37 protein-coding genes are annotated in these 21,948 nt (G+C 42.4%); all 37 read left to right on the plus strand.

Translation table 11 applies throughout. The features are described 5' to 3' along the window. Nucleotides 1-41: 41 nt before the first annotated feature. The 37 genes from NRF22_RS08000 (at nucleotide 42) to rpsI (ending at nucleotide 21,880) form a co-directional block, all read left to right on the plus strand. Nucleotides 42-1,940, plus strand: a complete 1,899-nt coding sequence (locus NRF22_RS08000) for an acyltransferase family protein (RefSeq protein ID WP_263780001.1) — start codon at nucleotides 42-44, stop codon at nucleotides 1,938-1,940. A gap of 161 nt (nucleotides 1,941-2,101) precedes the next feature. Continuing rightward, nucleotides 2,102-2,875, plus strand: a complete 774-nt coding sequence (locus tag NRF22_RS08005) for a hypothetical protein (protein WP_263780002.1) — start codon at nucleotides 2,102-2,104, stop codon at nucleotides 2,873-2,875. Nucleotides 2,876-3,104: 229 nt separating this feature from the next. Continuing rightward, entirely contained in the window at nucleotides 3,105-3,413 is a 309-nt protein-coding gene (gene rpsJ, locus NRF22_RS08010; RefSeq protein WP_007745858.1) for a 30S ribosomal protein S10, read from the plus strand. A gap of 19 nt (nucleotides 3,414-3,432) precedes the next feature. Further along, on the plus strand, nucleotides 3,433-4,167 hold the full coding sequence (gene rplC / locus NRF22_RS08015) for a 50S ribosomal protein L3 (RefSeq protein ID WP_263780003.1): 735 nt from the start codon (nucleotides 3,433-3,435) through the stop codon (nucleotides 4,165-4,167). 14 nt (nucleotides 4,168-4,181) lie between these two features. Then, a complete protein-coding gene (rplD, locus tag NRF22_RS08020; RefSeq protein WP_263780004.1) occupies nucleotides 4,182-4,805 on the plus strand; it encodes a 50S ribosomal protein L4 in 624 nt (207 codons plus the stop codon). Further along, a complete protein-coding gene (rplW, locus tag NRF22_RS08025; RefSeq protein ID WP_263780005.1) occupies nucleotides 4,805-5,104 on the plus strand; it encodes a 50S ribosomal protein L23 in 300 nt (99 codons plus the stop codon). Before rplD ends, rplW begins: the two co-directional genes overlap by 1 nt. A gap of 14 nt (nucleotides 5,105-5,118) precedes the next feature. Further along, nucleotides 5,119-5,958: a 50S ribosomal protein L2 gene (gene rplB, locus NRF22_RS08030; protein ID WP_263780006.1), complete on the plus strand. Its 840-nt coding sequence runs from the start codon at nucleotides 5,119-5,121 to the stop codon at nucleotides 5,956-5,958. Between the two features lie 12 nt (nucleotides 5,959-5,970). Next, on the plus strand, nucleotides 5,971-6,252 hold the full coding sequence (rpsS, locus tag NRF22_RS08035) for a 30S ribosomal protein S19 (RefSeq protein WP_007745865.1): 282 nt from the start codon (nucleotides 5,971-5,973) through the stop codon (nucleotides 6,250-6,252). A gap of 10 nt (nucleotides 6,253-6,262) precedes the next feature. Continuing rightward, nucleotides 6,263-6,625, plus strand: coding sequence for a 50S ribosomal protein L22 (gene rplV / locus NRF22_RS08040; protein ID WP_007745867.1), 363 nt, complete (start codon nucleotides 6,263-6,265; stop codon nucleotides 6,623-6,625). Between the two features lie 2 nt (nucleotides 6,626-6,627). Continuing rightward, entirely contained in the window at nucleotides 6,628-7,440 is an 813-nt protein-coding gene (gene rpsC, locus NRF22_RS08045) for a 30S ribosomal protein S3 (protein ID WP_263780007.1), read from the plus strand. Next, the gene (gene rplP / locus NRF22_RS08050; RefSeq protein ID WP_263780008.1) at nucleotides 7,440-7,871 is read left to right on the plus strand and encodes a 50S ribosomal protein L16; all 432 of its coding nucleotides are present in this window, start codon (nucleotides 7,440-7,442) and stop codon (nucleotides 7,869-7,871) included. The genes rpsC and rplP overlap by 1 nt, the downstream gene beginning before the upstream one ends. Further along, nucleotides 7,871-8,080: a 50S ribosomal protein L29 gene (rpmC, locus tag NRF22_RS08055; RefSeq protein ID WP_263780009.1), complete on the plus strand. Its 210-nt coding sequence runs from the start codon at nucleotides 7,871-7,873 to the stop codon at nucleotides 8,078-8,080. The genes rplP and rpmC overlap by 1 nt, the downstream gene beginning before the upstream one ends. 10 nt (nucleotides 8,081-8,090) lie before the next feature. Continuing rightward, nucleotides 8,091-8,357, plus strand: coding sequence for a 30S ribosomal protein S17 (rpsQ, locus tag NRF22_RS08060; protein ID WP_007745875.1), 267 nt, complete (start codon nucleotides 8,091-8,093; stop codon nucleotides 8,355-8,357). A gap of 21 nt (nucleotides 8,358-8,378) precedes the next feature. After that, entirely contained in the window at nucleotides 8,379-8,747 is a 369-nt protein-coding gene (rplN, locus tag NRF22_RS08065) for a 50S ribosomal protein L14 (protein ID WP_007745876.1), read from the plus strand. 11 nt (nucleotides 8,748-8,758) lie between these two features. Next, entirely contained in the window at nucleotides 8,759-9,028 is a 270-nt protein-coding gene (rplX, locus tag NRF22_RS08070) for a 50S ribosomal protein L24 (RefSeq protein ID WP_263780010.1), read from the plus strand. An 18-nt stretch (nucleotides 9,029-9,046) separates the two neighbouring features. Beyond that, nucleotides 9,047-9,589 carry a 50S ribosomal protein L5 gene (gene rplE, locus NRF22_RS08075; protein WP_263780011.1) on the plus strand — a complete coding sequence of 181 codons (543 nt, stop codon included), beginning with the start codon at nucleotides 9,047-9,049 and terminating at the stop codon, nucleotides 9,587-9,589. Nucleotides 9,590-9,709: 120 nt separating this feature from the next. Then, nucleotides 9,710-10,111 carry a 30S ribosomal protein S8 gene (gene rpsH / locus NRF22_RS08080; protein ID WP_007745880.1) on the plus strand — a complete coding sequence of 134 codons (402 nt, stop codon included), beginning with the start codon at nucleotides 9,710-9,712 and terminating at the stop codon, nucleotides 10,109-10,111. Nucleotides 10,112-10,150: 39 nt separating this feature from the next. Beyond that, a complete protein-coding gene (gene rplF, locus NRF22_RS08085; RefSeq protein WP_263780012.1) occupies nucleotides 10,151-10,687 on the plus strand; it encodes a 50S ribosomal protein L6 in 537 nt (178 codons plus the stop codon). Nucleotides 10,688-10,718: 31 nt separating this feature from the next. Further along, entirely contained in the window at nucleotides 10,719-11,075 is a 357-nt protein-coding gene (gene rplR / locus NRF22_RS08090) for a 50S ribosomal protein L18 (RefSeq protein ID WP_263780013.1), read from the plus strand. Between the two features lie 18 nt (nucleotides 11,076-11,093). Continuing rightward, the gene (gene rpsE / locus NRF22_RS08095) at nucleotides 11,094-11,591 is read left to right on the plus strand and encodes a 30S ribosomal protein S5 (protein ID WP_263780014.1); all 498 of its coding nucleotides are present in this window, start codon (nucleotides 11,094-11,096) and stop codon (nucleotides 11,589-11,591) included. Nucleotides 11,592-11,601: 10 nt separating this feature from the next. Beyond that, nucleotides 11,602-11,784, plus strand: coding sequence for a 50S ribosomal protein L30 (gene rpmD / locus NRF22_RS08100; protein ID WP_007745886.1), 183 nt, complete (start codon nucleotides 11,602-11,604; stop codon nucleotides 11,782-11,784). Then, nucleotides 11,785-12,246 (plus strand): 50S ribosomal protein L15, encoded by a 462-nt coding sequence (gene rplO, locus NRF22_RS08105; RefSeq protein WP_263780015.1) that lies wholly within the window; start codon nucleotides 11,785-11,787, stop codon nucleotides 12,244-12,246. It abuts the gene before it with no gap. 4 nt (nucleotides 12,247-12,250) lie between these two features. Further along, on the plus strand, nucleotides 12,251-13,597 hold the full coding sequence (gene secY, locus NRF22_RS08110) for a preprotein translocase subunit SecY (RefSeq protein WP_263780016.1): 1,347 nt from the start codon (nucleotides 12,251-12,253) through the stop codon (nucleotides 13,595-13,597). Between the two features lies 1 nt (nucleotide 13,598). Continuing rightward, nucleotides 13,599-14,165, plus strand: a complete 567-nt coding sequence (locus NRF22_RS08115; RefSeq protein WP_263780017.1) for an adenylate kinase — start codon at nucleotides 13,599-13,601, stop codon at nucleotides 14,163-14,165. 68 nt (nucleotides 14,166-14,233) lie between these two features. After that, on the plus strand, nucleotides 14,234-14,452 hold the full coding sequence (gene infA, locus NRF22_RS08120) for a translation initiation factor IF-1 (RefSeq protein WP_007745892.1): 219 nt from the start codon (nucleotides 14,234-14,236) through the stop codon (nucleotides 14,450-14,452). A gap of 41 nt (nucleotides 14,453-14,493) precedes the next feature. After that, the gene (rpmJ, locus tag NRF22_RS08125; protein ID WP_011677525.1) at nucleotides 14,494-14,613 is read left to right on the plus strand and encodes a 50S ribosomal protein L36; all 120 of its coding nucleotides are present in this window, start codon (nucleotides 14,494-14,496) and stop codon (nucleotides 14,611-14,613) included. Nucleotides 14,614-14,671: 58 nt separating this feature from the next. After that, nucleotides 14,672-15,043, plus strand: coding sequence for a 30S ribosomal protein S13 (gene rpsM, locus NRF22_RS08130; RefSeq protein WP_007745894.1), 372 nt, complete (start codon nucleotides 14,672-14,674; stop codon nucleotides 15,041-15,043). Between the two features lie 26 nt (nucleotides 15,044-15,069). Next, nucleotides 15,070-15,468, plus strand: a complete 399-nt coding sequence (rpsK, locus tag NRF22_RS08135; RefSeq protein WP_007745896.1) for a 30S ribosomal protein S11 — start codon at nucleotides 15,070-15,072, stop codon at nucleotides 15,466-15,468. Nucleotides 15,469-15,492: 24 nt separating this feature from the next. Beyond that, nucleotides 15,493-16,440 (plus strand): DNA-directed RNA polymerase subunit alpha, encoded by a 948-nt coding sequence (locus NRF22_RS08140; protein WP_263780018.1) that lies wholly within the window; start codon nucleotides 15,493-15,495, stop codon nucleotides 16,438-16,440. A 26-nt stretch (nucleotides 16,441-16,466) separates the two neighbouring features. Then, on the plus strand, nucleotides 16,467-16,862 hold the full coding sequence (rplQ, locus tag NRF22_RS08145; protein WP_007745900.1) for a 50S ribosomal protein L17: 396 nt from the start codon (nucleotides 16,467-16,469) through the stop codon (nucleotides 16,860-16,862). Between the two features lie 93 nt (nucleotides 16,863-16,955). Continuing rightward, nucleotides 16,956-17,756 carry an ATP-binding cassette domain-containing protein gene (locus NRF22_RS08150; protein ID WP_263780019.1) on the plus strand — a complete coding sequence of 267 codons (801 nt, stop codon included), beginning with the start codon at nucleotides 16,956-16,958 and terminating at the stop codon, nucleotides 17,754-17,756. Further along, nucleotides 17,732-18,547 carry an ATP-binding cassette domain-containing protein gene (locus NRF22_RS08155; RefSeq protein ID WP_263780020.1) on the plus strand — a complete coding sequence of 272 codons (816 nt, stop codon included), beginning with the start codon at nucleotides 17,732-17,734 and terminating at the stop codon, nucleotides 18,545-18,547. Before NRF22_RS08150 ends, NRF22_RS08155 begins: the two co-directional genes overlap by 25 nt. After that, the gene (locus NRF22_RS08160) at nucleotides 18,540-19,331 is read left to right on the plus strand and encodes an energy-coupling factor transporter transmembrane component T family protein (RefSeq protein ID WP_263780021.1); all 792 of its coding nucleotides are present in this window, start codon (nucleotides 18,540-18,542) and stop codon (nucleotides 19,329-19,331) included. Before NRF22_RS08155 ends, NRF22_RS08160 begins: the two co-directional genes overlap by 8 nt. Before the next feature lie 4 nt (nucleotides 19,332-19,335). Further along, nucleotides 19,336-20,094 (plus strand): tRNA pseudouridine(38-40) synthase TruA, encoded by a 759-nt coding sequence (truA, locus tag NRF22_RS08165; RefSeq protein ID WP_263780022.1) that lies wholly within the window; start codon nucleotides 19,336-19,338, stop codon nucleotides 20,092-20,094. Beyond that, nucleotides 20,078-20,929 (plus strand): SseB family protein, encoded by an 852-nt coding sequence (locus NRF22_RS08170; protein WP_263780023.1) that lies wholly within the window; start codon nucleotides 20,078-20,080, stop codon nucleotides 20,927-20,929. The genes truA and NRF22_RS08170 overlap by 17 nt, the downstream gene beginning before the upstream one ends. 93 nt (nucleotides 20,930-21,022) lie before the next feature. Next, the gene (gene rplM / locus NRF22_RS08175; protein ID WP_007745909.1) at nucleotides 21,023-21,469 is read left to right on the plus strand and encodes a 50S ribosomal protein L13; all 447 of its coding nucleotides are present in this window, start codon (nucleotides 21,023-21,025) and stop codon (nucleotides 21,467-21,469) included. A gap of 18 nt (nucleotides 21,470-21,487) precedes the next feature. Further along, entirely contained in the window at nucleotides 21,488-21,880 is a 393-nt protein-coding gene (gene rpsI, locus NRF22_RS08180; RefSeq protein ID WP_007745910.1) for a 30S ribosomal protein S9, read from the plus strand. The last annotated feature ends 68 nt before the right edge of the window (nucleotides 21,881-21,948 follow it).

Below are 21,948 nucleotides of genomic sequence, written 5' to 3' on the forward strand. Positions count from 1 at the left end.
TAATAATTGATACTGTTTTGTAAAATTAATGTAATATTAGAATGGTGAGCAGAGAAACAAACAAGACAAGTTTTATTCCTGGAATTGAGGGTCTTCGGACACTTTCTGTTCTTGGGGTAATTCTTTTTCATTTATGGCCGAAAATTTTTGCTGGCGGTTTTTCAGGTGTAACGGTCTTTTTTGTGGTCTCTGGTTTTTTGATGACCAGCATTGTCTTAAAAGATCTTGCAGCATTTGGGCATTTGCGTTTGAAACGCTTTTATTTACGCCGTTTTTGGCGTTTATATCCGGCTTTTATTGTGATGATTTTCTTGACAACGGCGCTTTTATTTTTCTTTTTTCCGGCAGGATTATTCGGTATTCGCGGAACACTGATTAGTAATTTATTTTATGTGAATAATTGGTATCAAATTCTTCATCAAGTCTCATACTTCGCTGCCGGTGCTCACTGGTCTGTTTTCACTCATTTGTGGTCCCTGTCTGTTGAAGCCCAGTTTTATGTGATTTGGCCTCTGTTGGTGACGGCGATTCTCTATCTTGCTGATAAAAAATGGCAGCTCTCTTTGTTGATACCGGCGATTTTGGCGTTAATCTCATCATTTCTCTTGGCCGTACTGTATTCTCCGGTTTCAACTAATCGTGCTTACTATGGAACGGATTCACGTGTTTTTTCGTTCATCATAGGCGGTATGGTGGCGATTTTAATCACATTGCTTCGTTCTCAAGCCTGCCCTAAAATTCTGAGACGTTTTCAGCAGTTGCTTGCTGAGTACTCGGTGTGGATTATATCAGCAAGTTTTAGCGGTGCATTAATATTGTTCGTGATTGCAAATGGCGTGCAGGCGTGGGTCTATGATTTCGGTATGCTCTTGCTGAGTATTTTTACGGCTTTATTAATTTACTATTTTGTGATGGTACCGGAAAACCATTTTAATCTCATTATGGGAAACCATTTCTTTAGATATATCGGATCTCGTTCGTACTCGATTTATCTCTATCAATTGCCGGTATTTGTCATCTTAGAAGAAATCTTTCGTAATTTTTCGCCTTTGGTTCATTTTTGGGTCTCGCTCTTCAGCATATTACTGATTATGCTTTTAGCCGATTTGTCTTATCGTTGGGTTGAGATGCCATTTCGTCACGGCATGATTCATATGACGCGGCAGTCGTTTATGAGTGTGAAGACTGTGCTTACTTCGCTTTTAATCGTATTGACCTTAACAGGTACCTTTCTCGGCTTTATTTCTAAAGATGCCACACGTTCAAAATCGGCTGACCAGCTGCGTCGGCATTTGCAAAGTGAATCTCAAAAAATTTCGCGGCAAAACAGCCAGGCCGTATCAGCTCGCCAAAGCGCGGTATCCAGCCAATCTGCTAAATCCTCGCAATCTAGTGCGGCTTCAGGTGCCGATCAGCAGTTGGCAGGCATTTTCCAGACGAGTCCTGAGAATATTGCCAAAGTGCGTCAGCTTAGTGTTACAGCAATAGGCGATTCTGTTTTATTGGATGTGGGCCCAGATCTACAGATGGCGATGCCAAAAGCAATTGTTAATGCTAGAATTGGCCGGCATACGCAAGAGGCTATCGACTCTTTGCAGGCTTTGAAAGATGAGAAGAAGTTAGATCCGATTATTTTGATGGTCATTGGCACTAACGGCGAGATTTCCGCTGATAATATCCAGCAGGTACGGCGCATCGCTGGAAACCGCCAAGTTTTCTGGGTTAATTCTTTTTCTGGTGGGAAGCCTTGGGAAGGACCGAATAATAATCTCTTAAGCAGTTTCGACAAACAGGATTCGAACCTGCATGTGATTGATTGGTATAGCGGCGCACATGCGCACCCAGAGTGGTTTGAACCCGATGGGGTGCACCCCCAGCGAGCGGGAAATCGAGCGATGACCACCATGATTATTAATTCAATTGCATCCGGTGTTAAATAAATGTTTACATTTTTATCACAAAAAAGACTGCTGAGCCTTGTTAATTAATTCTTTTGATTTCCTTTTTGTATTCTGCAATTTTACAAAATTATTGCATTGAAATCAGAATAGATTTTTTTTGAAATAATTAAGCAAAGATTAAAAGCCACAATTTGGTTTATATGAGGGAAGCTCGGCGGTTAAAGAGAAAAAGGCAAAGGTGCATTAAAGCACTTTGTGTTCTAGCTTTTTTTGGTTTGATTACCTTCTTTTCACCATCTACGGTGGGATCCGCAGAAAAAAGGTCGCCAGCGGCGGCACTTTCAGCTGCCAGAGGGTTGGCTCGATCTATTGAACAAACATCCACTACTTTCGCTGCGGAACCGATCCAGCCAGTTAAAGATAAAAAAATATTACTTGATCAGGACTTTACCAAAACTGCCCTCAGCTCCTCTGTACCCGTCAACAGTTCTTCAACGGTGCCTGCTAGCTCGGCCAGCGTTAGTTCGGCTGTATCTGCCAGCGCACCAATTAATACTACTTCTGTTAGTTCTTCAGCCCTTGTATCGAGTTCCCAATCTCAGATTTCAAAAATTCAGACGCCTGCACCTGCTAGGGCGTCCGTACCAGCTAAAGTTTCGGTGCCGGTAAAACCGTCTGGATCAATACAATCATCAGCTGCGAGTCAAAGCAGTACATCTGCCGTTTCTGCTATAACTGATATTAATTGGCTGATTCAGAAAGAATCTTCTGGGAATCCTGATGCTGAAAATGGTAACTATAAAGGTATTGGTCAGTTATCGGAAGCAGCTTATCAGAAGTATTTAAATCGGACCTGGGCACAAGTCAAGGGTAACTATGACTTGCAGCTGCAGGCAATGCAGGCTTACATTCAGGACCGTTATGGTTCTGTAGCACAGGCCATTGTTTTTTGGCAGCAGAATGGCTGGTATTAATTACATATCAAAAAAGTCATGAAAGTCCTTGCCCTGCAGGGGCTTTTACTGTACTATATACAGGTATGCCTTTTACGTTTTAAGGTTTAATACGGCCAAAAACGCCGGTATATCAAGGTTTAGTGATGATATTCAAGGTTGCGACACGCTCGGCACCGTTGCCATGGCGTCAAGATGTCGGTTTTTGAATGGAGCGAGCTGATTTTGAAAATCAACGAAAGGATAAATTATGGCAGAAAGAAAAATTCGAATCCGGTTAAAGGCTTACGAGCATCGTACAATCGATGTCTCAGCAGCAAAGATTGTCGAGACAGCAAAGCGCACTGGCGCACAAGTAGTTGGACCAATTCCTTTGCCAACAGAACGCACACTCTACACGATTCTGCGTTCGCCGCATAAGCATAAGGATTCGCGTGAACAATTCGAAATGCGTACACATAAGCGTTTGATTGATGTTGTTAACCCTACTGATAAGACAGTTGACTCTTTGAGAAAACTTGATCTTCCAGCTGGTGTCGCAATCGAAATCAAATTGTAATTTATAAAAGGAGAAAGTCATGACAAAAGGTATCTTAGGCCGAAAAATCGGTATGACTCAGGTTTTCACCAGCAAAGGTGAATTAGTTCCTGTAACTGTCATTGAAGTCCTGCCTAACACAGTTCTTCAAGTCAAGACTCCAGAGACGGATGGTTATTCAGCTATTCAACTCGGTGTTTTCGACAAGCGCAAGATTGCTGCAAACAAACCTGAACAAGGTCACGCAAAAAAAGCTAATGCGACCCCTAAGCGCTACATTCGCGAAATTCGTGACGCGGAAGGCGATTACAAACAGGGAGATCAAGTTGAAGTCAGCATTTTTGATGCTGGTGAATATGTTGATGTCCAAGGAATTACAAAAGGACATGGTTTCCAAGGGTCTATTAAGCGTTTAGGACAGTCCCGTGGACCTATGGCTCACGGCTCTCGTTATCACCGTCGTCCTGGCTCTATGGGTGCGATTATTAACAAAGTTTTCAAGGGCAAGCTGCTTCCTGGACAGATGGGTGGCGACATTCGTACCGCTCAGAAACTATTAGTTGTTGCTATTGATAAAAGCAGTAACTTAATTTTGATCAAGGGCAATGTTCCTGGTGCTAACAAGAGCTTTGTCACAATTAAGTCCACAGTCAAAGCCTACAAAGCAAGCGATATTAAATTGGCTGGTACTGTTGGCCAAGAGATCAAAGCCAAAGAGGCTGATACACAAAATACTCAAGCAGATGCTAATAATGGCGCTGCTTCCGCGAAATGAGAAAGGAGAACCAAATGACTAAAGTTGCTTTATTTAAACAAGATGGTGCTAAAGCTGGCGAAGTCGAATTAAACGATGCTGTTTTTGCGATCGAGCCTAATGAAGCTGTTGTGACAGATGCCGTTTTGATGCAGCGTGCTTCAATGCGTCAAGGTACTCACTCAGTCAAAAATCGTTCTGCTGTTTCTGGTGGTGGAAGAAAGCCATGGCGTCAGAAGGGGACCGGTAATGCCCGTCAGGGATCTATCCGTGCTCCTCAGTGGCGTGGCGGTGGTATTTCGATGGGCCCTACGCCTCGTTCTTATTCTTATAAGATCAATCGCAAAGCTTATCGCCTCGCACTTAAAAGTGCCTTGTCTGATAAGGTCGCGCAACAGAATTTTATCGTTGTTGATAAATTCGATTTCGACAAGCCGTCTACGAAACTTTTCGCAGAGAATTTGTCTAAATTGAATTCGACAAAAAAGACTTTGCTAGTCATTGATCCAGCAGATGAGAATGTCAAATTGTCAGCGAGAAATCTGCCAAACGTGCAGGTTGTGACTGCCCAAGGCGTTAACGTTTATGACTTGGTCCGCGCACAAAAAGTGGTTATCGCAGAATCAGCCGCAAAGCAGGTTGAGGAGGGATTGAGTTAATGCAAGCACGCGATGTTATTTTACGGCCAATTATCACTGAAGCTTCTATGAGCGGTGCTGATAAAAAGGTTTATGTTTTCGAAGTAAACCGCAAAGCAACTAAGACAGATGTTAAAGCTGCTATTGCTGAAATCTTCAATGTCACAGTGAAAAAAGTTAATATTGCCAACGTTCGTGGAAAAAACAAGCGCATGGGACGATATGAAGGACTGACTCGTAACCGCAAAAAAGCTACCGTTAGTTTAACAGCAGATTCACAAGCTATCGAAGTATTTCAAAATAAAGAAGAAAAAAAATAAGAAAGGAGTAACGCATGGCTATCAAGACTTATAAACCAACAACCAACGGTCGTCGTAATATGAGCGGATTTGATTTTTCCGTTATTACAAAGAAGACTCCGGAAAAAAGTTTGTTGGCAAAGAAATCAAAGACCGGAGCGAGAAATGCTGAAGGTCGAATGACCGTTCGCCATCATGGCGGCGGGCATAAGCAGCAATACAGAGTTATTGATTTTAAACGGACCAAAGACAATTCGACTGCCTTAGTTAAAGCGATTGAATATGATCCAAATCGTACCTCTAATATTGCTTTGCTTGTTTATGAAGACGGTGTGAAGAGTTACATCTTGGCGCCTAAGGGTCTAGAAGTTGGCACTAAAATCCAATCTGGTCCCGATGCCGACATTAAGGTCGGTAATGCGTTGCCGTTGAGCAACATTCCCGAAGGAACTTTGATTCACAATATTGAATTAAAGCCTGGAAAAGGAGGCCAGTTAGCTCGTTCTGCTGGTACTTCTGCACAAATCCTTGGTAAAGATGATGCCGGTAAGTATGTGATTGTCCGTTTGTCTTCCGGCGAAGTACGTATGATCTTAGCTACTGCACGAGCTACTATTGGTGAAGTTGGTAATGCCGAACATTCATTGATTAGTTGGGGAAAAGCAGGTCGTTCGCGTTGGCGTGGCAAGACACCGCATGTTCGTGGTTCGGTTATGAACCCGAATGACCATCCACATGGTGGTGGTGAAGGTAAAGCTCCTGTTGGTCATCCAAGTCCTATGAGCCCGTGGGGCAAAAAGTCTTATGGAAATAAGACGCGTGATAAGAAGAAGCCATCTACTAAGTTCATTGTTCGTGGACGGAAGGGTAAGTAATCGGAGGTTTAGATGAGTCGTAGTTTGAAAAAAGGACCTTTTGCTGATCCGTCATTATTAAAAAAGATTGATCAGTTTTCAGGCCAAAATAAAAAACCAGTCATCCGTACTTGGTCACGTCGTTCAACGATTTTTCCAAGCTTTATTGGATTTACAATTGCTGTTTATGACGGGCGTAAGCACGTTCCGGTTTATATCCAAGACGATATGGTTGGCCACAAGCTTGGTGAGTTTGTCCCAACACGTACCTTCCGCGGTCATGCCGGTAGTGATGATAAGAAGACAGGAAAGTAAGGAGTAAGTAATGGCTGATAATGTTACATCTGCAAAAGCCACCGCTTATCAGGTTCGAATCGCAGCTCGCAAAGCGCGATTGGTTCTCGATACAGTTCGTGGAAAGAGTGTCAACGAAGCTTATGCGATCCTGAAATTCCTGCCAAATACAGGAACTGAGCCAGTCTATAAGGTGCTCAATTCAGCGGTTGCTAATGCTGAGAATAACTTTGCCCTTGACCGGGCAGACCTTATTGTGAAAGAAGCTTATGCTAACGAAGGACCAACTTTGAAGCGTTTTCGTCCTCGCGCTAAGGGTGTTGCTTCCAAAATCAATAAACGCACAAGTCATATTACAATCATCGTTGCTGAGAACGATAAGAAAGGAGCTTAAGGATGGGCCAAAAGATTAATCCTATTGGATTCCGTGTTGGAATCATTCGTGATTGGGATGCCAAATGGTATGCCGATAGAAAAGAATATGTTCCAACTTTGCAAGAAGATCTGCGTATTCGCAAGTATCTTGAAAAGAATTTAAAAGATGCTGCTGTTGATCGTGTGATGATCGAACGTACTGAGCCGACTCGCATCAACTTAACGATCCATACTGCAAAACCTGGTATTGTTATTGGTCGCGGCGGTGCAGATGTTGAGCGTCTGCGTAGTGAACTATCAAAGTTGACGACACCTTATAAAGGACAGCCAAAGCGTGTCAATATTAATATTGTTGAGATTCGCAAGCCTGACTTAAATGCTCATCTTGTTGGACAGCAGATTGCTGCTGATTTGGAGCGCCGAGTTGCTTTTCGCCGTGCTATGCGCGGTGCCATTCAAAGAGCACAAAGGGCTGGCGCTAAGGGTATTCGTACCATGGTTTCTGGCCGTTTGAATGGTGCGGACATTGCTCGTAAGGAGCAATATACCGAAGGTACTGTTCCGCTTCATACTCTGCGTGCAGATATTGATTATTCGTGGGATGAGGCTATGACTTCATACGGTAATTTAGGAATTAAGACCTGGATTTATCGTGGTGATGCCGAACATGGCCAGTTTATCAAAGATGAAGATGCAGAAGCTTCGGCCAATAGTCGTGGTTCTCGCAGTGGATCTCGTGGGCGTGGCAATGCAGGTGGCCGCCAAGGCAACCGTCCTCGCCGTCCTCGTTCTGAGCAGTCTACTCAAGCAAGAACACAAGGAGGTAATAACTAATGTTAGTTCCTAAACGTGTTAAATACCGTCGTGTTCACCGTGGTCATATGCGGGGTGAAGCTAAAGGCGGACGTACGGTTGCTTTCGGTGATTATGGTTTGCAGGCAACTGAAAATAATTGGATTACAAATCGCCAAATTGAAGCTGCCCGTGTTGCCATGACTCGTTACATGAAGCGTGGCGGTAAAGTTTGGATCAAGATTTTCCCACAGAAATCTTACACTTCAAAAGGTGTGGGTGTTCGTATGGGTAACGGAAAAGGTGCTCCAGAAGGCTGGGTTGCGCCAACTAAACGGGGAACAATTATGTTCGAAGTTGGTGGTGTGAACGAAGCCACTGCTAAGGAAGCTTTGCGTTTGGCAATGCACAAATTGCCAGTTAAAGCTAAGATCGTTAGCAAAGCTGAAGCAGCAGAGGAGGTAAGCGCATAATGAAAGCTTCAGAACTTAAAGGTCTGTCTCGCGATGATTTGTTGAAGCGTGAAAAAGATGCAAAAACTGAGCTCTTCAATTTGCGTTTCCAACAAGCTGCCGGACAGTTAGAGAACACTGCTCGTCTTTCAACAGTTAAAAAAGACATTGCAAGAATCAAGACAGAGCTTCGTGCTCAAGAAATCGCGGCTGAAAAGGCCAAGGCATAAGGAGGTTATTATGAGTGAAGAACGTAATGCACGTAAAGTTTACCGTGGACGCGTCGTTTCCGATAAGATGGATAAGACGATTTCCGTCGCAGTTGAAACTTATAAGAATCATCCTGTATACGGCAAGCGAGTTAAGTACACGAAAAAGCTTAAGGCACATGATGAGAACAATACCGCTAAGTTGAATGATATTGTTGAAATCATGGAGACCCGTCCACTATCCGCTACTAAACGTTTTCGTTTGGTTCGCGTAGTTGAAGAAGCAGTGATCTTATAATAATTTGAAAGGAGCGGAACTATGATTCAGCAAGAAAGTCGCCTAAAAGTTGCAGATAACTCGGGCGCTCGTGAAATTTTAACAATTAAAGTTCTTGGTGGTTCCGGTAGGAAATTTGCCAACATCGGAGACATGATTGTCGCTACAGTTAAGCAAGCTATTCCGGGCGGTACTGTCAAGAAAGGCGATGTCGTTAAAGCTGTTATTGTTCGTACGGTACGTGGCATTCATCGTATTGACGGATCATATATCAAGTTTGACGAAAATGCCGCGGTCATTGTCAGAGATGACAAGACACCGGTTGGCACACGTATCTTCGGACCAGTAGCTCGTGAACTACGTGATAATGAATACATGCGTATCGTTAGTCTTGCGCCGGAAGTTCTATAAAGGAGGATCACATGAATATTAAAACCGGAGATAAAGTCCGCGTGATCGCTGGCAAGGACAAAGGCAAAGAAGGCACGGTTACCAAGGTTATTTTGAAAACTGATCGTGTTATTGTCGAGGGCGTGAACAAGGTAAAAAAGCACCAAAAGCCGACTCAGGCAGAACCTAAGGGCGGTATTGTTGAGAAAGAAGCCGCTTTGCATGTTTCTAATGTGAAACTGTTAGATGCCTCATCTCAAAAGAATCATCGTGTTAACAAAAACGATGAGGTTAAAAAATAATCGGGAGAAATCATTTTCATGGCAAATGCATTAAAAGAAAAATATGTTAATGAAGTTCAACCGGCTTTGATTTCTAAGTTTAGTTATCGATCATCAATGCAAGCACCAAAACTCGAGAAAATTGTCTTGAATATGGGTGTTGGTGATGCTGTTACTAATTCAAACAACTTAGACGAAGCTGTTTCTGAACTCAGATTAATTGCTGGTCAGCAACCAGTTATCACAAAGGCTAAGAAATCAATTGCTGGTTTTCGCCTTCGTGAAGGTATGAGTATTGGAAGCAAAGTAACATTGCGTGGTGACCGCATGTATGATTTTCTGGATAAACTGATCAACGTTGCATTGCCTCGTGTACGTGATTTTCGTGGAACATCAAAGAAGTCTTTCGATGGTCGTGGGAACTACACGTTAGGTATCAAAGAGCAGCTCATTTTTCCAGAAATTAACTATGATGATGTCAATCGCGTGCGTGGTCTAGATATTGTTATTGTTACCACGGCCAACACTGACGAAGAGGGCTTGGCTTTGCTGAGTCAGCTTGGTTTGCCGTTTGCAAAATAATCATTATGAACAGAAACAAAGTACCGCTATTGGGCAAGAGTGCTTTTTAGATAGATTATCCAAGGATGTTTTGTCTAAAAAGTTATTTGCTACGCGACAACTGTAGGAAGGATAAAAATTATGACAATGACTGATCCCATCGCAGATTTTCTGACTCGTATTCGTAATGCGAACATGGTTCGTCACGAAAACGTTGAAGTACCTGCTTCAAAGATCAAAGTTAGTATGGCTCAAATCCTCAAGGACGAAGGCTTTATTAATGATTACCAAATCGTTGATACACCAAACAAGCAAGGCTTGATTTCGTTAAACTTAAAATATGGTCCCAATCGTGAACGCGTTATCACGGGATTGAAGCGTATTTCGAAACCTGGTCTTCGTTCTTATGTCTCTTCAGATGCTGTTCCTAAAGTTTTAAATGGTCTGGGAATTGCAATCTTATCAACATCGGAAGGTGTTTTAACTGATAAGGCAGCTCGTGCAAAGAAAATTGGCGGCGAAGTTATCGCTTTCGTCTGGTAATTTAATACATGGTTCATTTATCTAGAAAAGGAGAAAACCATGAGTCGTATTGGAAATAAAGAAATCACCGTTCCTGCCGGTGTTGAAGTTAAGCAGGATCAAGAGATTGTAACTGTGAAGGGACCGAAAGGTGAAATTTCTCGGCCGATCGCGAGTGAAATCTCGATGACAATTAATGGCAATGAAATTAAGTTCAGCCGCCCTGATGATTCAAATCGCAACAAGGCTTTGCATGGAACAACTCGAGCAAATGTTGCTAATATGATTGAGGGTGTCTCTAACGGCTTCAAAAAGAATCTTGAGCTTGTTGGTGTGGGATATCGTGCTTCTAAGCAAGGCGACAAACTTGTTTTAACAGTCGGATTCTCGCATCCAGTTGAATTTGCCGCACGTGAGGGATTAACCGTTAACGTGCCTGATTCAGTTCACATTTCAATTGAAGGTATCTCTAAACAAGGAGTAGGAGATTTTGCCGCTGAGATTCGCGGTGTTCGCCCTCCTGAACCCTATAAAGGCAAGGGAATTCGTTACGAAGGTGAAGTTGTACGCCGCAAGGAAGGTAAGACTGGTAAATAACCAGTCTTAAAAATGAAAAGGAAGCATTGCTATGATCACAAAACCAGATAAAAATAAGACGCGTCAAAGGCGTCACGCGCGTGTGCGCGGAAAGATTTCTGGTACTGCACAGCGCCCCCGTTTGAGCGTATTCCGTTCGAATTCAAACATCTACGCACAAGTAATTGATGACGTAGCGGGTGTGACGCTAGCAAGTGCCTCTACTTTGGATCAAGAAAACCAAGGTGGAACAAAATCTGAACAAGCTGCAAAAGTTGGCGAATCCGTCGCTAAAGCAGCTACGAAAAAAAATATCACGGAAGTTGTTTTTGACCGTAGTGGATATCTCTACCATGGTCGCGTTGAAGCATTAGCTGATGGCGCTCGTGAAGCAGGCTTGAAATTCTAAAGGGGAGGAGGATAAGTTATGGCAGAATATATTAACCCAAATGCACTCGGTGATCTTGAAGAGAATGTTGTTTCGATCAACCGTGTTACAAAAGTTGTTAAAGGTGGCCGGCGTTTGCGTTTTGCTGCGCTAGTTATCGTTGGCGATAAAAATGGTCATGTTGGTTATGGCACAGGTAAAGCACAAGAAGTTCCCGAAGCAATTCGAAAAGCAGTTGAAGATGCTAAGCGTCATTTAGTTGAGGTTCCAACTGTTGGAACAACGATTCCTCACGATGTCCTTGGGGTCGACGGTGGCGGAAAAGTGCTCTTAAAGCCAGCCTCTGAAGGTTCTGGAGTTGCTGCAGGTGGCTCTACTCGTCCAATTATGGAGTTAGCCGGTGTTGCTGATGTTACGGCTAAGTCACTTGGTTCATCTACAGCTGTCAACGTTGTTCGCGCAACTTTTGATGCTTTGACCAATTTGAAGGAAGCCAAGGTCGTCGCTGCATTACGCGGTGTTGATCTTGGAGAATAATGGAGGAGAAATGGCTGATTTAAAAATTACTTTAATTAAAAGTATTGCACACCGTGAGCCTAGACAAAGAGTGATCGCAAAGTCCCTTGGCTTGGGTCGCGTGCACTCCTCTGTTGTCCGCCCTGACAATGCCGCAACTCGTGGCATTATTTTCAAGATCGCTCATCTTGTGACGGTTGAGGAGGTTAACTAAATGGATTTATCAACTTTAAAACCAGTAGTTGGTTCAAGAAAAGCAGCTACTCGTAAAGCCCGTGGTTTTGGCGGCAAAGGTAAGACTGCTGGTCGTGGACAAAAAGGTCAAAAGGCTCGTGAAGGTAAGAAACTTCGTTTGAGTTTTGAAGGTGGCCAAATGCCTTTGATGAGGCGTATGCCTAAACGAGGTTTCAATAATTTTTCTCGTAAAGAGTTTGCAATTGTCAACTTGGATATGTTGAATAAGTTTGACGATGGTGACACAGTTTCGGCTGCTTCTTTGGTTGATGCAGGTCTAATTAAAAAAGAGTTGTCAGGCGTAAAAGTTTTGGCGTCTGGTAAACTAGAGAAGAAGCTTACAATTCAGGTAAGTAAAGCCTCTAAGGCTGCTCAAGCTGCCATTGCACAAGCAGGCAGTACACTTGTATTAACAAGTGCTCAGGATGATTCAGAAAACTAACTACATGTTTAATTTATTATCAAAAGCCCTTAAACAAAAGGAAATTCGTGTTCGAATCTATTGGACCTTGTTTATTTTATTCGTCTATAGATTTGGCGCCTACATAACGGTTCCAGGAGTCAATGCAAGTGCCTTGACCAGGTTAATGGATCAAACGTCTTTGCTGTCTATTCTGAATTTGTTTTCAGGTGGCGGTTTGTCGGCGTATTCTTTGTTTGCCCTGGGTGTTAGTCCTTACGTTACAGCTCAAATTGTTATTCAACTGTTACAAATGGATATTGTACCGAAATTGGTTGAGTGGTCGAAGCAAGGTGAAACAGGCAGACGCAAGACAAATCAGATTACAAGGTATTTAACGATCGTTTTGGCCTTTTTTCAATCGATTGGTATAACCGCTGGTTTGAATGCTCTTGGACAGCCCATTGGTGTAACGTTGCTGAAGGATAGTTCGTTTAATTCCTATTTCGTGATCGCTATTATCATGACTATTGGTTCGATGTTTTCGGTATGGCTTGGTGAGCAGATCCAAGATAAGGGTATTGGTAACGGCGTATCCATGATCATCTTCGCCGGAATTGTCGCTCAGCTTTTTCCTAGTCTGTGGCAGCTTTTCCAAGCTGACGTGATAGAGGGCCCAGGCATAAATGGATGGATCAGTTTTGGTGTTCTTTTCCTGGCTCTATTGATTGTGATTACATTGGTTACATGGTTTTATGGTGCTGTTCGCCGTCTGCCAATGCAATATACGCGATCTGAACGAGACTATGGTGATGAAAGTTATTTGCCGTTGCGCGTTAATGTTTCTGGCGTTATTCCCGTTATTTTTGCTTCGTCCCTAATCACGACTCCTCAAACGATTTTGCAGGCTTTTGTTGGGTCATGGGGCAATCAGCCTTGGTATCGTGTTGCATCCAATATTTTTAGTTTGCAAACTTGGCAGGGTACGTTTGCATACGGTATTATGATTGTTCTATTTACCTTCTTCTATGCTTTTGTCCAGGTTAACCCGGAAAAAGTGTCTGAGAATTTACAGAAGCAGGGCTCATATATCATCGGTGTCCGACCGGGTGAGGAGACCAAAAAGTTCTTAAGTCGTTTGTTGAATCGTTTATCTGGCCCAGGCTCTGTATTCCTCGCTGTTGTCGCTGTTGTGCCGTTGCTTGCACAGAACTTTGGATTTTTGGATGCAAACTCTGGCATTGGTCTTGGCGGTACCAGCCTTTTGATTGTTATCGGGGTGGCCGTTGATCTGATGCGTCAGATCGAAGGGCTTACCGAAAAGAAAAATTATATTGGTTTAATCCGTTCTCATCCTTATTTTGATAAGGAAATTTCGGAAGGAAGAATTTGAGATGTCAAAGAATATTGTAATGCTGGGCCTCCCTGGGGTTGGTAAAGGAACTAATGCCGAAGTATTGGCGAAAGACTTTAAACTGCCACATATCTCCACGGGCGATATTTTTCGTGCAGCTATGTCCCAGCATACTGAATTAGGTGATAAAGCTAAGTCTTTCATCGATGCAGGCAATCTGGTTCCTGATGATGTGACTAACGGCATCGTTAACCAACGCTTAGACGAAGCTGATGTCTTGTCTGCTTCAGGCTTTATTCTTGATGGCTACCCTCGGAATCCCGAACAGGCTGATTCGCTGGCAGCTTTTTTGAAAAAAAAGAATCAAGAGGTTGATGCGGTTATTTATCTTCAGGCATCACAGGAACTTGTGACTGCAAGGATGCTTGCCCGTGGACGGGCAGACGACTTGCCTGAAGTTATTGCGCATCGCATTGAGGTCGCTAAATCGGAAACTATGCCTCTTGTTGACTATTATCGCCATCAGGGTAACTTGTTTGTTGTAGAAGCAGCTGGTGAAGTTAAGGACGTTTATGCTAAAGTAGAAGAAGTTGTTTCAAATCTATAAAAGGTTTGATTTTTTTTCTGTTCGCTGATATAATTTGAAGGTTGACCGTATAAAATTTGGAGGTAAGAGTGGCAGGTAACGATGTTATTGAGATTGAAGGAGTAATTAAGGAGACGAAGCCGAATGCTAACTTCATTGTTGAGTTGGAGAACGGTGCACAAATACAGGCCGGGGTTTCTGGCAAGATTCGAAAGAATTACATCCGTATTCTCGTTGGAGATCGTGTTACGGTTGAAATGTCGCCATATGATTTGACTAAGGGTCGAATCACTTATCGTCACAAATAAGACGAGACAACAATCAGTTAACCGAATAGGAGGAATAGATTGTGAAAGTACGTCCATCTGTAAAGCCGATGTGTGACCAGTGCCGTGTCATTAAGCGGAATGGTCGTGTTATGGTCATTTGTTCAGCAAATCCAAAGCACAAGCAGCGCCAAGGCAAGTAATTTTTTTTGGCAGGCCGGTGGCATAAAGAACCGACATACATAGAAAGGAGGAATTGTTATGGCTCGTATTGCAGGAATAGATTTACCACGTGATAAAAGACTCGTGATTGGTCTTACTTATATATATGGAATCGGTAATACAACTGCTGAGAAAATTTTAGCAGAAGCTGGTGTCAGTGAAGATGTTCGTGTACGCGACCTTAGCCCTGAAGATGAGGATAAGGTTCGTGCCACGGTTGACAAGCTTAACTTGACATTAGAGGGCGATCTTCGTAGAGAAGTCAGTTTGAATATCAAAGGACTTCAAGAAATCGCCTCATACCGAGGCATTCGTCATCGTCGTGGCTTGCCCGTTCGCGGACAGCATACGAAGAATAATGCGCGTACACGCAAAGGCCCAGCTAAAGCAATTGCTGGCAAGAAGAAGTAACTAATTAAGAAAGGAGATTTTTCAATATGGCAAGTCGTACAAGTCGTACAAGTAGTCGTAAGCGCCGTGTTAAAAAGAATATCGAAAAGGGTGTTGCACATATCCATTCGACTTTTAATAACACGATCGTTATGATTACTGATGAAGTTGGAAACGCCGTTTCCTGGTCATCAGCCGGTTCGCTGGGCTTTAAGGGTTCTCGTAAGTCTACTCCTTTTGCTGCTCAACTTGCTGGTGAAGCTGCTGCAAAGGCTGCAATCGAACAAAATATGCATAGCGTTGCAATCAGTGTGAAGGGACCTGGTCCCGGACGTGAATCTGCAATTCGTGCCGTTGCTGCTGCTGGTCTTGAAATAACTGCGATCAGTGACGTAACCCCAGTTCCTCATAACGGTTCTCGTCCACCGAAACAGCGTCGAGCATAATAAATATATAGGAGAGGCAAATATATGATCGAATTTCAAAAGCCAACAATTTCGACCGTCGAAGAATCAGAAAAATATGGGAAGTTTGTTGCCGAACCTCTTGAGCGTGGCTATGGTACGACTCTCGGTAATTCTTTGAGAAGAGTTTTGCTTTCCAGCCTCCCGGGTGCAGCAATTAATTCCGTACAGATCGATGGCGTACTTCATGAATTCACAACGATTGATGGTGTAACTGAAGATGTTACGCAAATCATTTTGAATCTTAAGAAGGTCGCTTTAAGGATTGATTCTGATGAACAGAAGACGCTTGAAGTTGACTTTAGTGGCGCTGGAGATTTAACTGCCGGTGATATCAAGGGTGATGGTGACGTTGAAATTCTGAATCCTGACTTGCATCTAGCAACTGTTTCGGCCGGTAAAAGTCTGCATATGACTTTGACTGCCGTTCGTGGCCGTGGATATGATTCGGCGGAAGAAAACAAGGCCAAAATGGAACTTGGTATTGGTGTGCTCGCAATTGATTCTATTTACACGCCAATTTCTAAGGTTAACTACACTGTCGAGAAGACACGTGTTGGTCATCGTGATGATTATGATAAGCTTACTCTAGAGGTTTGGACTGATGGGTCTGTTACGCCTAGTGAAGCTTTGAGTCTTGGATCCAAGATCTTGACAGAACATCTTTCTCTGTTCATTGACCTTAGTAATGCTGGGCAAAAAGAGATGATGTTGGATCCTGACGCGGTTGAGACCGTTATGGAGAAAAAGGAACCGATTGAAGAGCTTGAACTCTCAGTTCGTTCTTTCAATTGCCTAAAGCGTGCTGGAATTAATACGATCGAGGATCTGACGAACAAGACCCTTCACGATATGGGCGAAGTTCGAAACTTGGGTCGTAAATCTCTTGAAGAGATCATTCAAAAGCTCGCCGAGCGGGGGCATTCGTTTAAGCAGGATGTTGAAGACCAATAATTGAAGTAGTTCAGAAAGGAGTAATCATGGGATATCGTAAATTACAAAGAACCAAATCTCAGCGAAAAGCACTTTTACGTGATTTGACGACTAATTTAATTCTTAATGGACGAATTCAGACAACTGAAGCTCGTGCTAAAGAAGTTCGTCGTCAAGCTGAAAAAATGATTACGCTTGGAAAACGTGGCGATCTTGCTGCTCGACGTTTAGCTGCAGCATATCTTCGCGATGTTGAAGATGAAAATAAAATCAAGAATGCGACTAGCGCAGAAGATGTCGTTGAACAAAAAGCTGTAAAAACTTTGTTCGGCGATGTTGCACCCCGTTTCCAGAGCAGAAATGGTGGTTACACTAGGATTTATAAGCTCGGACAGCGTCGCGGTGATGCTGCTCCAATGGCTTTATTGGAATTGGTTGATTAAAATCATAAGCGTAATTCAAAAGGCTTCTAAATGGAGGCCTTTTTATTACGCCATTTTTGTTTTTTTACGCTGGCCTTTGTTAAAATTCTAGTGATGGCCTCAGCAATTGCAATTTATAATTTATCTTTTACATTTGAAGATGGGTTGCCACTCTTCCGCAACCTCTCACTGACAATTAAAAAAGGTGAATGGCTTTCGGTTGTAGGCAGAAATGGTTCTGGGAAAACAACGCTGATGCGTTTGATCTTAGGACTGGAAACGGCTCAGGCGGGAACGATTGAAATTAATGGCAGGCTGGGTGCCGTTTTTCAGAATCCGGATGATCAATTTATTGGAGCGACAGTCGAGGATGAATTAGCATTTGGATTGGAAAACCAAGAACTGAATCCGGATTTGATGCCTGAGAAAATTAAGCGTGTTTTAAATGAAGTTGGTATGCCGGGATATGATAAAAGCTTGCCGGATCAATTATCTGGTGGCCAAAAACAAAGAATTGCAATTGGATCAGCTCTAATTATTAATGCCGATATTTTAATCTTCGATGAAGCGACTAGCATGCTAGATCCCGTAGGCAGAAAGTCTATTCTGCATTTGTTGTCTGATTTGCATAGGCAAAATCCAAATCTCACCATCATTAATATTACCCACGATGCAGATGAAATCGTTTCAGGCAAACGTATTTTGGTACTTGAAGACGGGAAAATTATTGCAGATAGACCCACAGCTGCCTTGATGACTGATAGACCCTTTTTAAGGGAACATCACTTGGCTGAGACGTTTGCCTCAAAATTGGCAGGACAACTAAACATGAAGAGACCAAGCCAATCGCAAATTCCAAAGAATGTGATTTCCAATGAACAATTAATCTCATGGCTATTGAATTTCAACAAGTGAATTACCGTTATAAAACACTTCCGCAAGAGAAGGTTTTTTCGTTAGAAAAATTATCTCTGCGCATTAATGAGGGTGATTTTATTCTTGTTGCCGGTTCAACCGGTTCTGGCAAAACAACTTTCTTGAAATTATTGGATACGTTAATTCTACCCAGCGAGGGTCAAATTATTTTTCAAGATCAGGTCATCAATCATAGAAGCCCTGAGAAAGCTTTGATGAAAATTCGCCGTCTTTTTGCCTTCGTTTTGCAGTTTCCCCAACGCCAGCTTTTTGCAAATACGGTTTTAGAAGATGTTGCCTTCTCTTCTCTTAATTTTGGGGATAGCAAAGTGGTCGCTGAAAAAAAAGCTGCTGAAATCTTAGAACGAGTTGGATTAGAACAAGCACTTTGGCAACGGCCAGTCTTTAATTTATCAGTGGGACAGATGCGCAAAGCTGCTATTGCAGGTTCTTTAGTGAATCACCCACAATATTTATTATTAGATGAGCCGACTGCTGGAATGGATGAATACGCTAAAAAGGATTTGCTGGAACTTTTGGAACAGCTTCATAAAGATGGTTCGACCATTATTGTTGTGAGCCACGACTTGGATATTTTTGTGCCTTTTGCTAACAGGATGTTTTTCTTTTCTGATGGTCAATTGCTTTTCGACCAAAGCCCTGCGCAGCTATATTCCCAAAAAAATATTCAAGGTCTTCAATTGCCGACTGCTGTTTATTATGCGCGCCGGCTGGGATTAAAAAAAACACCTTTGTCATTGAAGGAGTTAGCTGAGGCGATTAATGAATAGCTTGTTTGGACGCTTTATTCCAACTGATTCTTTTATTGCCCGCCTAGATCCTCGGACAAAAATTATTATTGACTTTTTCTTCGTGCTTATTTTATTTTTAACCCAGTCTTGGTTAGACTATGGCGTATTAGCTTTATTTGTTATCTGCGCGATTATTTTTTCCAAAATTCCCCTCAAAATTTTTTTGTCGGGCTTAAAATCTATTATTTTTCTAGTTACGTTTATGATTTTGGTTCAATTTTTGTTGACACCACCGATTAATCAGGCAGACATTCTTTTTAGCTTTGGCTGGTTTAAAATTTCATTATCTGCCTTAAGCAATGCGGCCATATTCGCACTGAGATTCTTTTTTATGATTTTGGTAACAACATTGATGACAGCTACCACTGCGCCAACGGCCATCGCTGATGGTATTGCGAGTCTCTTAAAACCACTTGGTAAATTAGGATTGGATACAAAAACGTTTGCACTTTTAATTTCCATGTCTTTGAGGTTTGTACCGATTTTATCTGACGAATTTGCGACCATTGTCGATGCGCAGCGTTCTCGAGGCCTTAGTCTTCGAGCAGGCGGGCTTATTAAAAGAGTTAAAGCACTTATCCCTATGATAATCCCCTTGATCAGTGTTGCTTTTAACAAAGCTCTGGCTCTAGCCGATACAATGGAGGTACGTGGCTTTGTCAATGCAAAAAATCGAACCAGTTTTCATCATTTGCATTTTCAGAGTTTGGATTGGTTAATTTTAGTCATTTTCTTCGTTATTGTTCTTTGGATCGTCGTTTAATTCAATGCAAAATTATAAGGTTACAATTTCATATGATGGGCATGCTTTTGAAGGCTTTCAAAGTCAGAATCGTCCTGGTAGTCGGACTGTTCAGGATGAATTGAATAAAGTTGTGTCCAAAATGGCCAAACGGTCAATGAAAGTTATTGGTGCCAGCCGAACTGATGCTGGTGTGCATGCCAATGGTCAAGTAATTAACTTTATTTTTCCCTTCAACTTAAGTGAGCAGGCAATACTAATGGGGATGAACAGTCAATTGCCGACGGACATTCTTGTTCGGAAGGTTGAATATGTGCCGCTAACCTTTAATGCTCGCCGGAGCAGCCACGAAAAACGTTACCTCTACCGTGTATCAACGAGTAAATTCATTGATCCCTTCAAAAGATTTTATACTGGCCACTATTTTTGGCATTTGGATCTAGATAGAATTAATCAAGCGCTTCCTGATCTATTGGGTGAACATGATTTCGCTTCCTTTGCAGCTTCGGGCAACCAGACCGCGACGACGATTAGGCGGATAACATCTGCTCGTTTGCAAGCCGCTCCAGATCGAGATGAGCTATTATTTATCTTCCAAGGAAATGCATTTTTGTATAACCAAATTAGAATTATGGTCGGTGTATTATTAGAAATTGGTAATAAAACACGTCCGGTCCATGATATTCGACGTTTAATCGAAGTAAAAGACCGCCAACAAGCGCGTTTTACCGCTCCGGCATCTGGGTTATACTTAGACGAGGTTTACTATGAGCCAATGGATTAAAACAATCGAATATTTTGTTGGTCAAGACGATCAAACACCTAATATTGCTGTTATCGAGATTAATCATCCTGAAGATGATCCCGATGGTCGCCAACTTGATAAATTACTGGAAGACTCGCAATTATTTTCACCTTTTAATGATGAAACAAAAAAGTACGACCGATTTTTGACCATGACAATGGCGGAAGATTTTTTTGCACAAGTAGGTTTAGAAGTATTTAGCCGTTTGAGTTCCGACCCCGTTTATGATGTGGTTATATTTTTCGACACGGCTATCAAAGGCTTTTTGCCTGTACCCACAGCACAATTAGCACAATTTGTCCAGCAGGCCATGGCAAAAGATCAAGAAAATTCGGATTTAACTGTTCAGCAGCCCAGCCATGAAGCCTTGAATCGTTTTTACAAACTGCAGACCAAGGATACTGAAAAAATTGAAAATCCAGCCTTGCAAACAACACTAGATGCTGATCAATTGGATGACACAAATATTAATAGTCTTCTTTCAAATGCTGTTTTCCTGATGCCGACACGTATCAAAAAAAGGAGAATCCGACAGGAAAAAATAGACTTTTTCTTATTGTCACAGCAAGATCAGCCTCAGGTCAGTTATCTGCCGATTTTTTCTGATTGGGATCATTTAGCACAGTGGTATTTCTCTGCAAGTGCCAACGGTTACAACGAAGATGATAATGCCGAAATTATTGCAGTTCCTGCTGAGGGTTTGAAGGAAATTCGTGGTAACATAGGAGATGCTGTTTCGAATATCGTTTTGAATCCGACAACGAACGATTTTATTTTGGATCTGTCTGATTCGAATCAGAAGGATGACGCCTGAGGCTTGACATTAGGGGACAAAGACTAGTATCATATTTATCGGTCTTATTTACTCCAAGCCCTGGTACGGATGTAGTGAAAAGGATAAAAAATTATGCGTAGTACATTTTTAGCAAAACCACAAGAAATTAAACGCGATTGGTATATCGTTGACGCTACTGACGTGCCTTTGGGTCGCCTGAGCAGTGTTGTTGCGACCGTTCTTCGCGGCAAGAACAAACCCACTTTTACGCCTTCGGTTGATACCGGTGATTATGTCATTGTTGTCAATGCTGATTTGGTTCGTTTGACTGGAAAAAAGGTGACGGATAAATATTATTATCATCACTCTGGTTTTCCTGGCGGACTTAAAGCGCGTCAAGCTGGTGATCTTCGTGAGAATAATCCAAAGAAGCTTATCGAACTTGCTGTTCAAGGCATGTTGCCAAAGAATACCTTGGGGCGTGCTCAAGGATTGAAACTGCATGTTTATGCAAGTGGCGAAAAGGTTGGTCAGACAGCCCAGAAACCTCGCGAATTAGATATCAAGGATTTACTCTAAGAAAGGAACTGGTAAATAATGGCAAATAATCAATATGCAGGAACTGGCCGACGTAAGAACTCTGTTGCACGTGTGCGTTTAACACCTGGTAGCGGTAAAATTACGATTAATGATCGATCATTTGAGGAATATATCCCAGCTGCTAACCTCAGAGCTGTCGTGACTCAACCCTTTGCAGTCACATCTACGGATGGTACTTACGATGTCAACGTTAATGTGATCGGCGGCGGCTTTGCTGGTCAAGCTGGCGCAACTCGTCATGGTATTGCACGAGCATTGCTTCAAGTTGATCCGGATTTCCGTCCAGCATTGAAGTCAGCAGGTTTGCTGACTCGTGATTCTCGGATGGTTGAACGTAAGAAGCCTGGTCTTAAAAAGGCTCGTCGTGCTTCTCAGTTCAGTAAGCGTTAATATATACAGATATTACTCGGCCTTTGCCGAGTTTTTTTGTGCTTAAAAATATGACAATTAATTAAAAA

It is taken from the genome of Oenococcus kitaharae (assembly GCF_025758695.1).
Classification (GTDB): domain Bacteria; phylum Bacillota; class Bacilli; order Lactobacillales; family Lactobacillaceae; genus Oenococcus; species Oenococcus kitaharae_A.

Bases quoted from the DNA above. Each gene is read 5' to 3' on its own strand.
- NRF22_RS08000 (WP_263780001.1), top strand. From the start codon at position 42: ATGGTGAGCAGAGAAACAAACAAGACAAGTTTTATTCCTGGAATTGAG.
- NRF22_RS08005 (WP_263780002.1), top strand. From the start codon at position 2,102: ATGAGGGAAGCTCGGCGGTTAAAGAGAAAAAGGCAAAGGTGCATTAAA.
- rpsJ (WP_007745858.1), top strand. From the start codon at position 3,105: ATGGCAGAAAGAAAAATTCGAATCCGGTTAAAGGCTTACGAGCATCGT.
- rplC (WP_263780003.1), top strand. From the start codon at position 3,433: ATGACAAAAGGTATCTTAGGCCGAAAAATCGGTATGACTCAGGTTTTC.
- rplD (WP_263780004.1), top strand. From the start codon at position 4,182: ATGACTAAAGTTGCTTTATTTAAACAAGATGGTGCTAAAGCTGGCGAA.
- rplW (WP_263780005.1), top strand. From the start codon at position 4,805: ATGCAAGCACGCGATGTTATTTTACGGCCAATTATCACTGAAGCTTCT.
- rplB (WP_263780006.1), top strand. From the start codon at position 5,119: ATGGCTATCAAGACTTATAAACCAACAACCAACGGTCGTCGTAATATG.
- rpsS (WP_007745865.1), top strand. From the start codon at position 5,971: ATGAGTCGTAGTTTGAAAAAAGGACCTTTTGCTGATCCGTCATTATTA.
- rplV (WP_007745867.1), top strand. From the start codon at position 6,263: ATGGCTGATAATGTTACATCTGCAAAAGCCACCGCTTATCAGGTTCGA.
- rpsC (WP_263780007.1), top strand. From the start codon at position 6,628: ATGGGCCAAAAGATTAATCCTATTGGATTCCGTGTTGGAATCATTCGT.
- rplP (WP_263780008.1), top strand. From the start codon at position 7,440: ATGTTAGTTCCTAAACGTGTTAAATACCGTCGTGTTCACCGTGGTCAT.
- rpmC (WP_263780009.1), top strand. From the start codon at position 7,871: ATGAAAGCTTCAGAACTTAAAGGTCTGTCTCGCGATGATTTGTTGAAG.
- rpsQ (WP_007745875.1), top strand. From the start codon at position 8,091: ATGAGTGAAGAACGTAATGCACGTAAAGTTTACCGTGGACGCGTCGTT.
- rplN (WP_007745876.1), top strand. From the start codon at position 8,379: ATGATTCAGCAAGAAAGTCGCCTAAAAGTTGCAGATAACTCGGGCGCT.
- rplX (WP_263780010.1), top strand. From the start codon at position 8,759: ATGAATATTAAAACCGGAGATAAAGTCCGCGTGATCGCTGGCAAGGAC.
- rplE (WP_263780011.1), top strand. From the start codon at position 9,047: ATGGCAAATGCATTAAAAGAAAAATATGTTAATGAAGTTCAACCGGCT.
- rpsH (WP_007745880.1), top strand. From the start codon at position 9,710: ATGACAATGACTGATCCCATCGCAGATTTTCTGACTCGTATTCGTAAT.
- rplF (WP_263780012.1), top strand. From the start codon at position 10,151: ATGAGTCGTATTGGAAATAAAGAAATCACCGTTCCTGCCGGTGTTGAA.
- rplR (WP_263780013.1), top strand. From the start codon at position 10,719: ATGATCACAAAACCAGATAAAAATAAGACGCGTCAAAGGCGTCACGCG.
- rpsE (WP_263780014.1), top strand. From the start codon at position 11,094: ATGGCAGAATATATTAACCCAAATGCACTCGGTGATCTTGAAGAGAAT.
- rpmD (WP_007745886.1), top strand. From the start codon at position 11,602: ATGGCTGATTTAAAAATTACTTTAATTAAAAGTATTGCACACCGTGAG.
- rplO (WP_263780015.1), top strand. From the start codon at position 11,785: ATGGATTTATCAACTTTAAAACCAGTAGTTGGTTCAAGAAAAGCAGCT.
- secY (WP_263780016.1), top strand. From the start codon at position 12,251: ATGTTTAATTTATTATCAAAAGCCCTTAAACAAAAGGAAATTCGTGTT.
- NRF22_RS08115 (WP_263780017.1), top strand. From the start codon at position 13,599: ATGTCAAAGAATATTGTAATGCTGGGCCTCCCTGGGGTTGGTAAAGGA.
- rpsM (WP_007745894.1), top strand. From the start codon at position 14,672: ATGGCTCGTATTGCAGGAATAGATTTACCACGTGATAAAAGACTCGTG.
- rpsK (WP_007745896.1), top strand. From the start codon at position 15,070: ATGGCAAGTCGTACAAGTCGTACAAGTAGTCGTAAGCGCCGTGTTAAA.
- NRF22_RS08140 (WP_263780018.1), top strand. From the start codon at position 15,493: ATGATCGAATTTCAAAAGCCAACAATTTCGACCGTCGAAGAATCAGAA.
- rplQ (WP_007745900.1), top strand. From the start codon at position 16,467: ATGGGATATCGTAAATTACAAAGAACCAAATCTCAGCGAAAAGCACTT.
- NRF22_RS08150 (WP_263780019.1), top strand. From the start codon at position 16,956: ATGGCCTCAGCAATTGCAATTTATAATTTATCTTTTACATTTGAAGAT.
- NRF22_RS08155 (WP_263780020.1), top strand. From the start codon at position 17,732: ATGGCTATTGAATTTCAACAAGTGAATTACCGTTATAAAACACTTCCG.
- NRF22_RS08160 (WP_263780021.1), top strand. From the start codon at position 18,540: ATGAATAGCTTGTTTGGACGCTTTATTCCAACTGATTCTTTTATTGCC.
- truA (WP_263780022.1), top strand. From the start codon at position 19,336: ATGCAAAATTATAAGGTTACAATTTCATATGATGGGCATGCTTTTGAA.
- NRF22_RS08170 (WP_263780023.1), top strand. From the start codon at position 20,078: ATGAGCCAATGGATTAAAACAATCGAATATTTTGTTGGTCAAGACGAT.
- rplM (WP_007745909.1), top strand. From the start codon at position 21,023: ATGCGTAGTACATTTTTAGCAAAACCACAAGAAATTAAACGCGATTGG.
- rpsI (WP_007745910.1), top strand. From the start codon at position 21,488: ATGGCAAATAATCAATATGCAGGAACTGGCCGACGTAAGAACTCTGTT.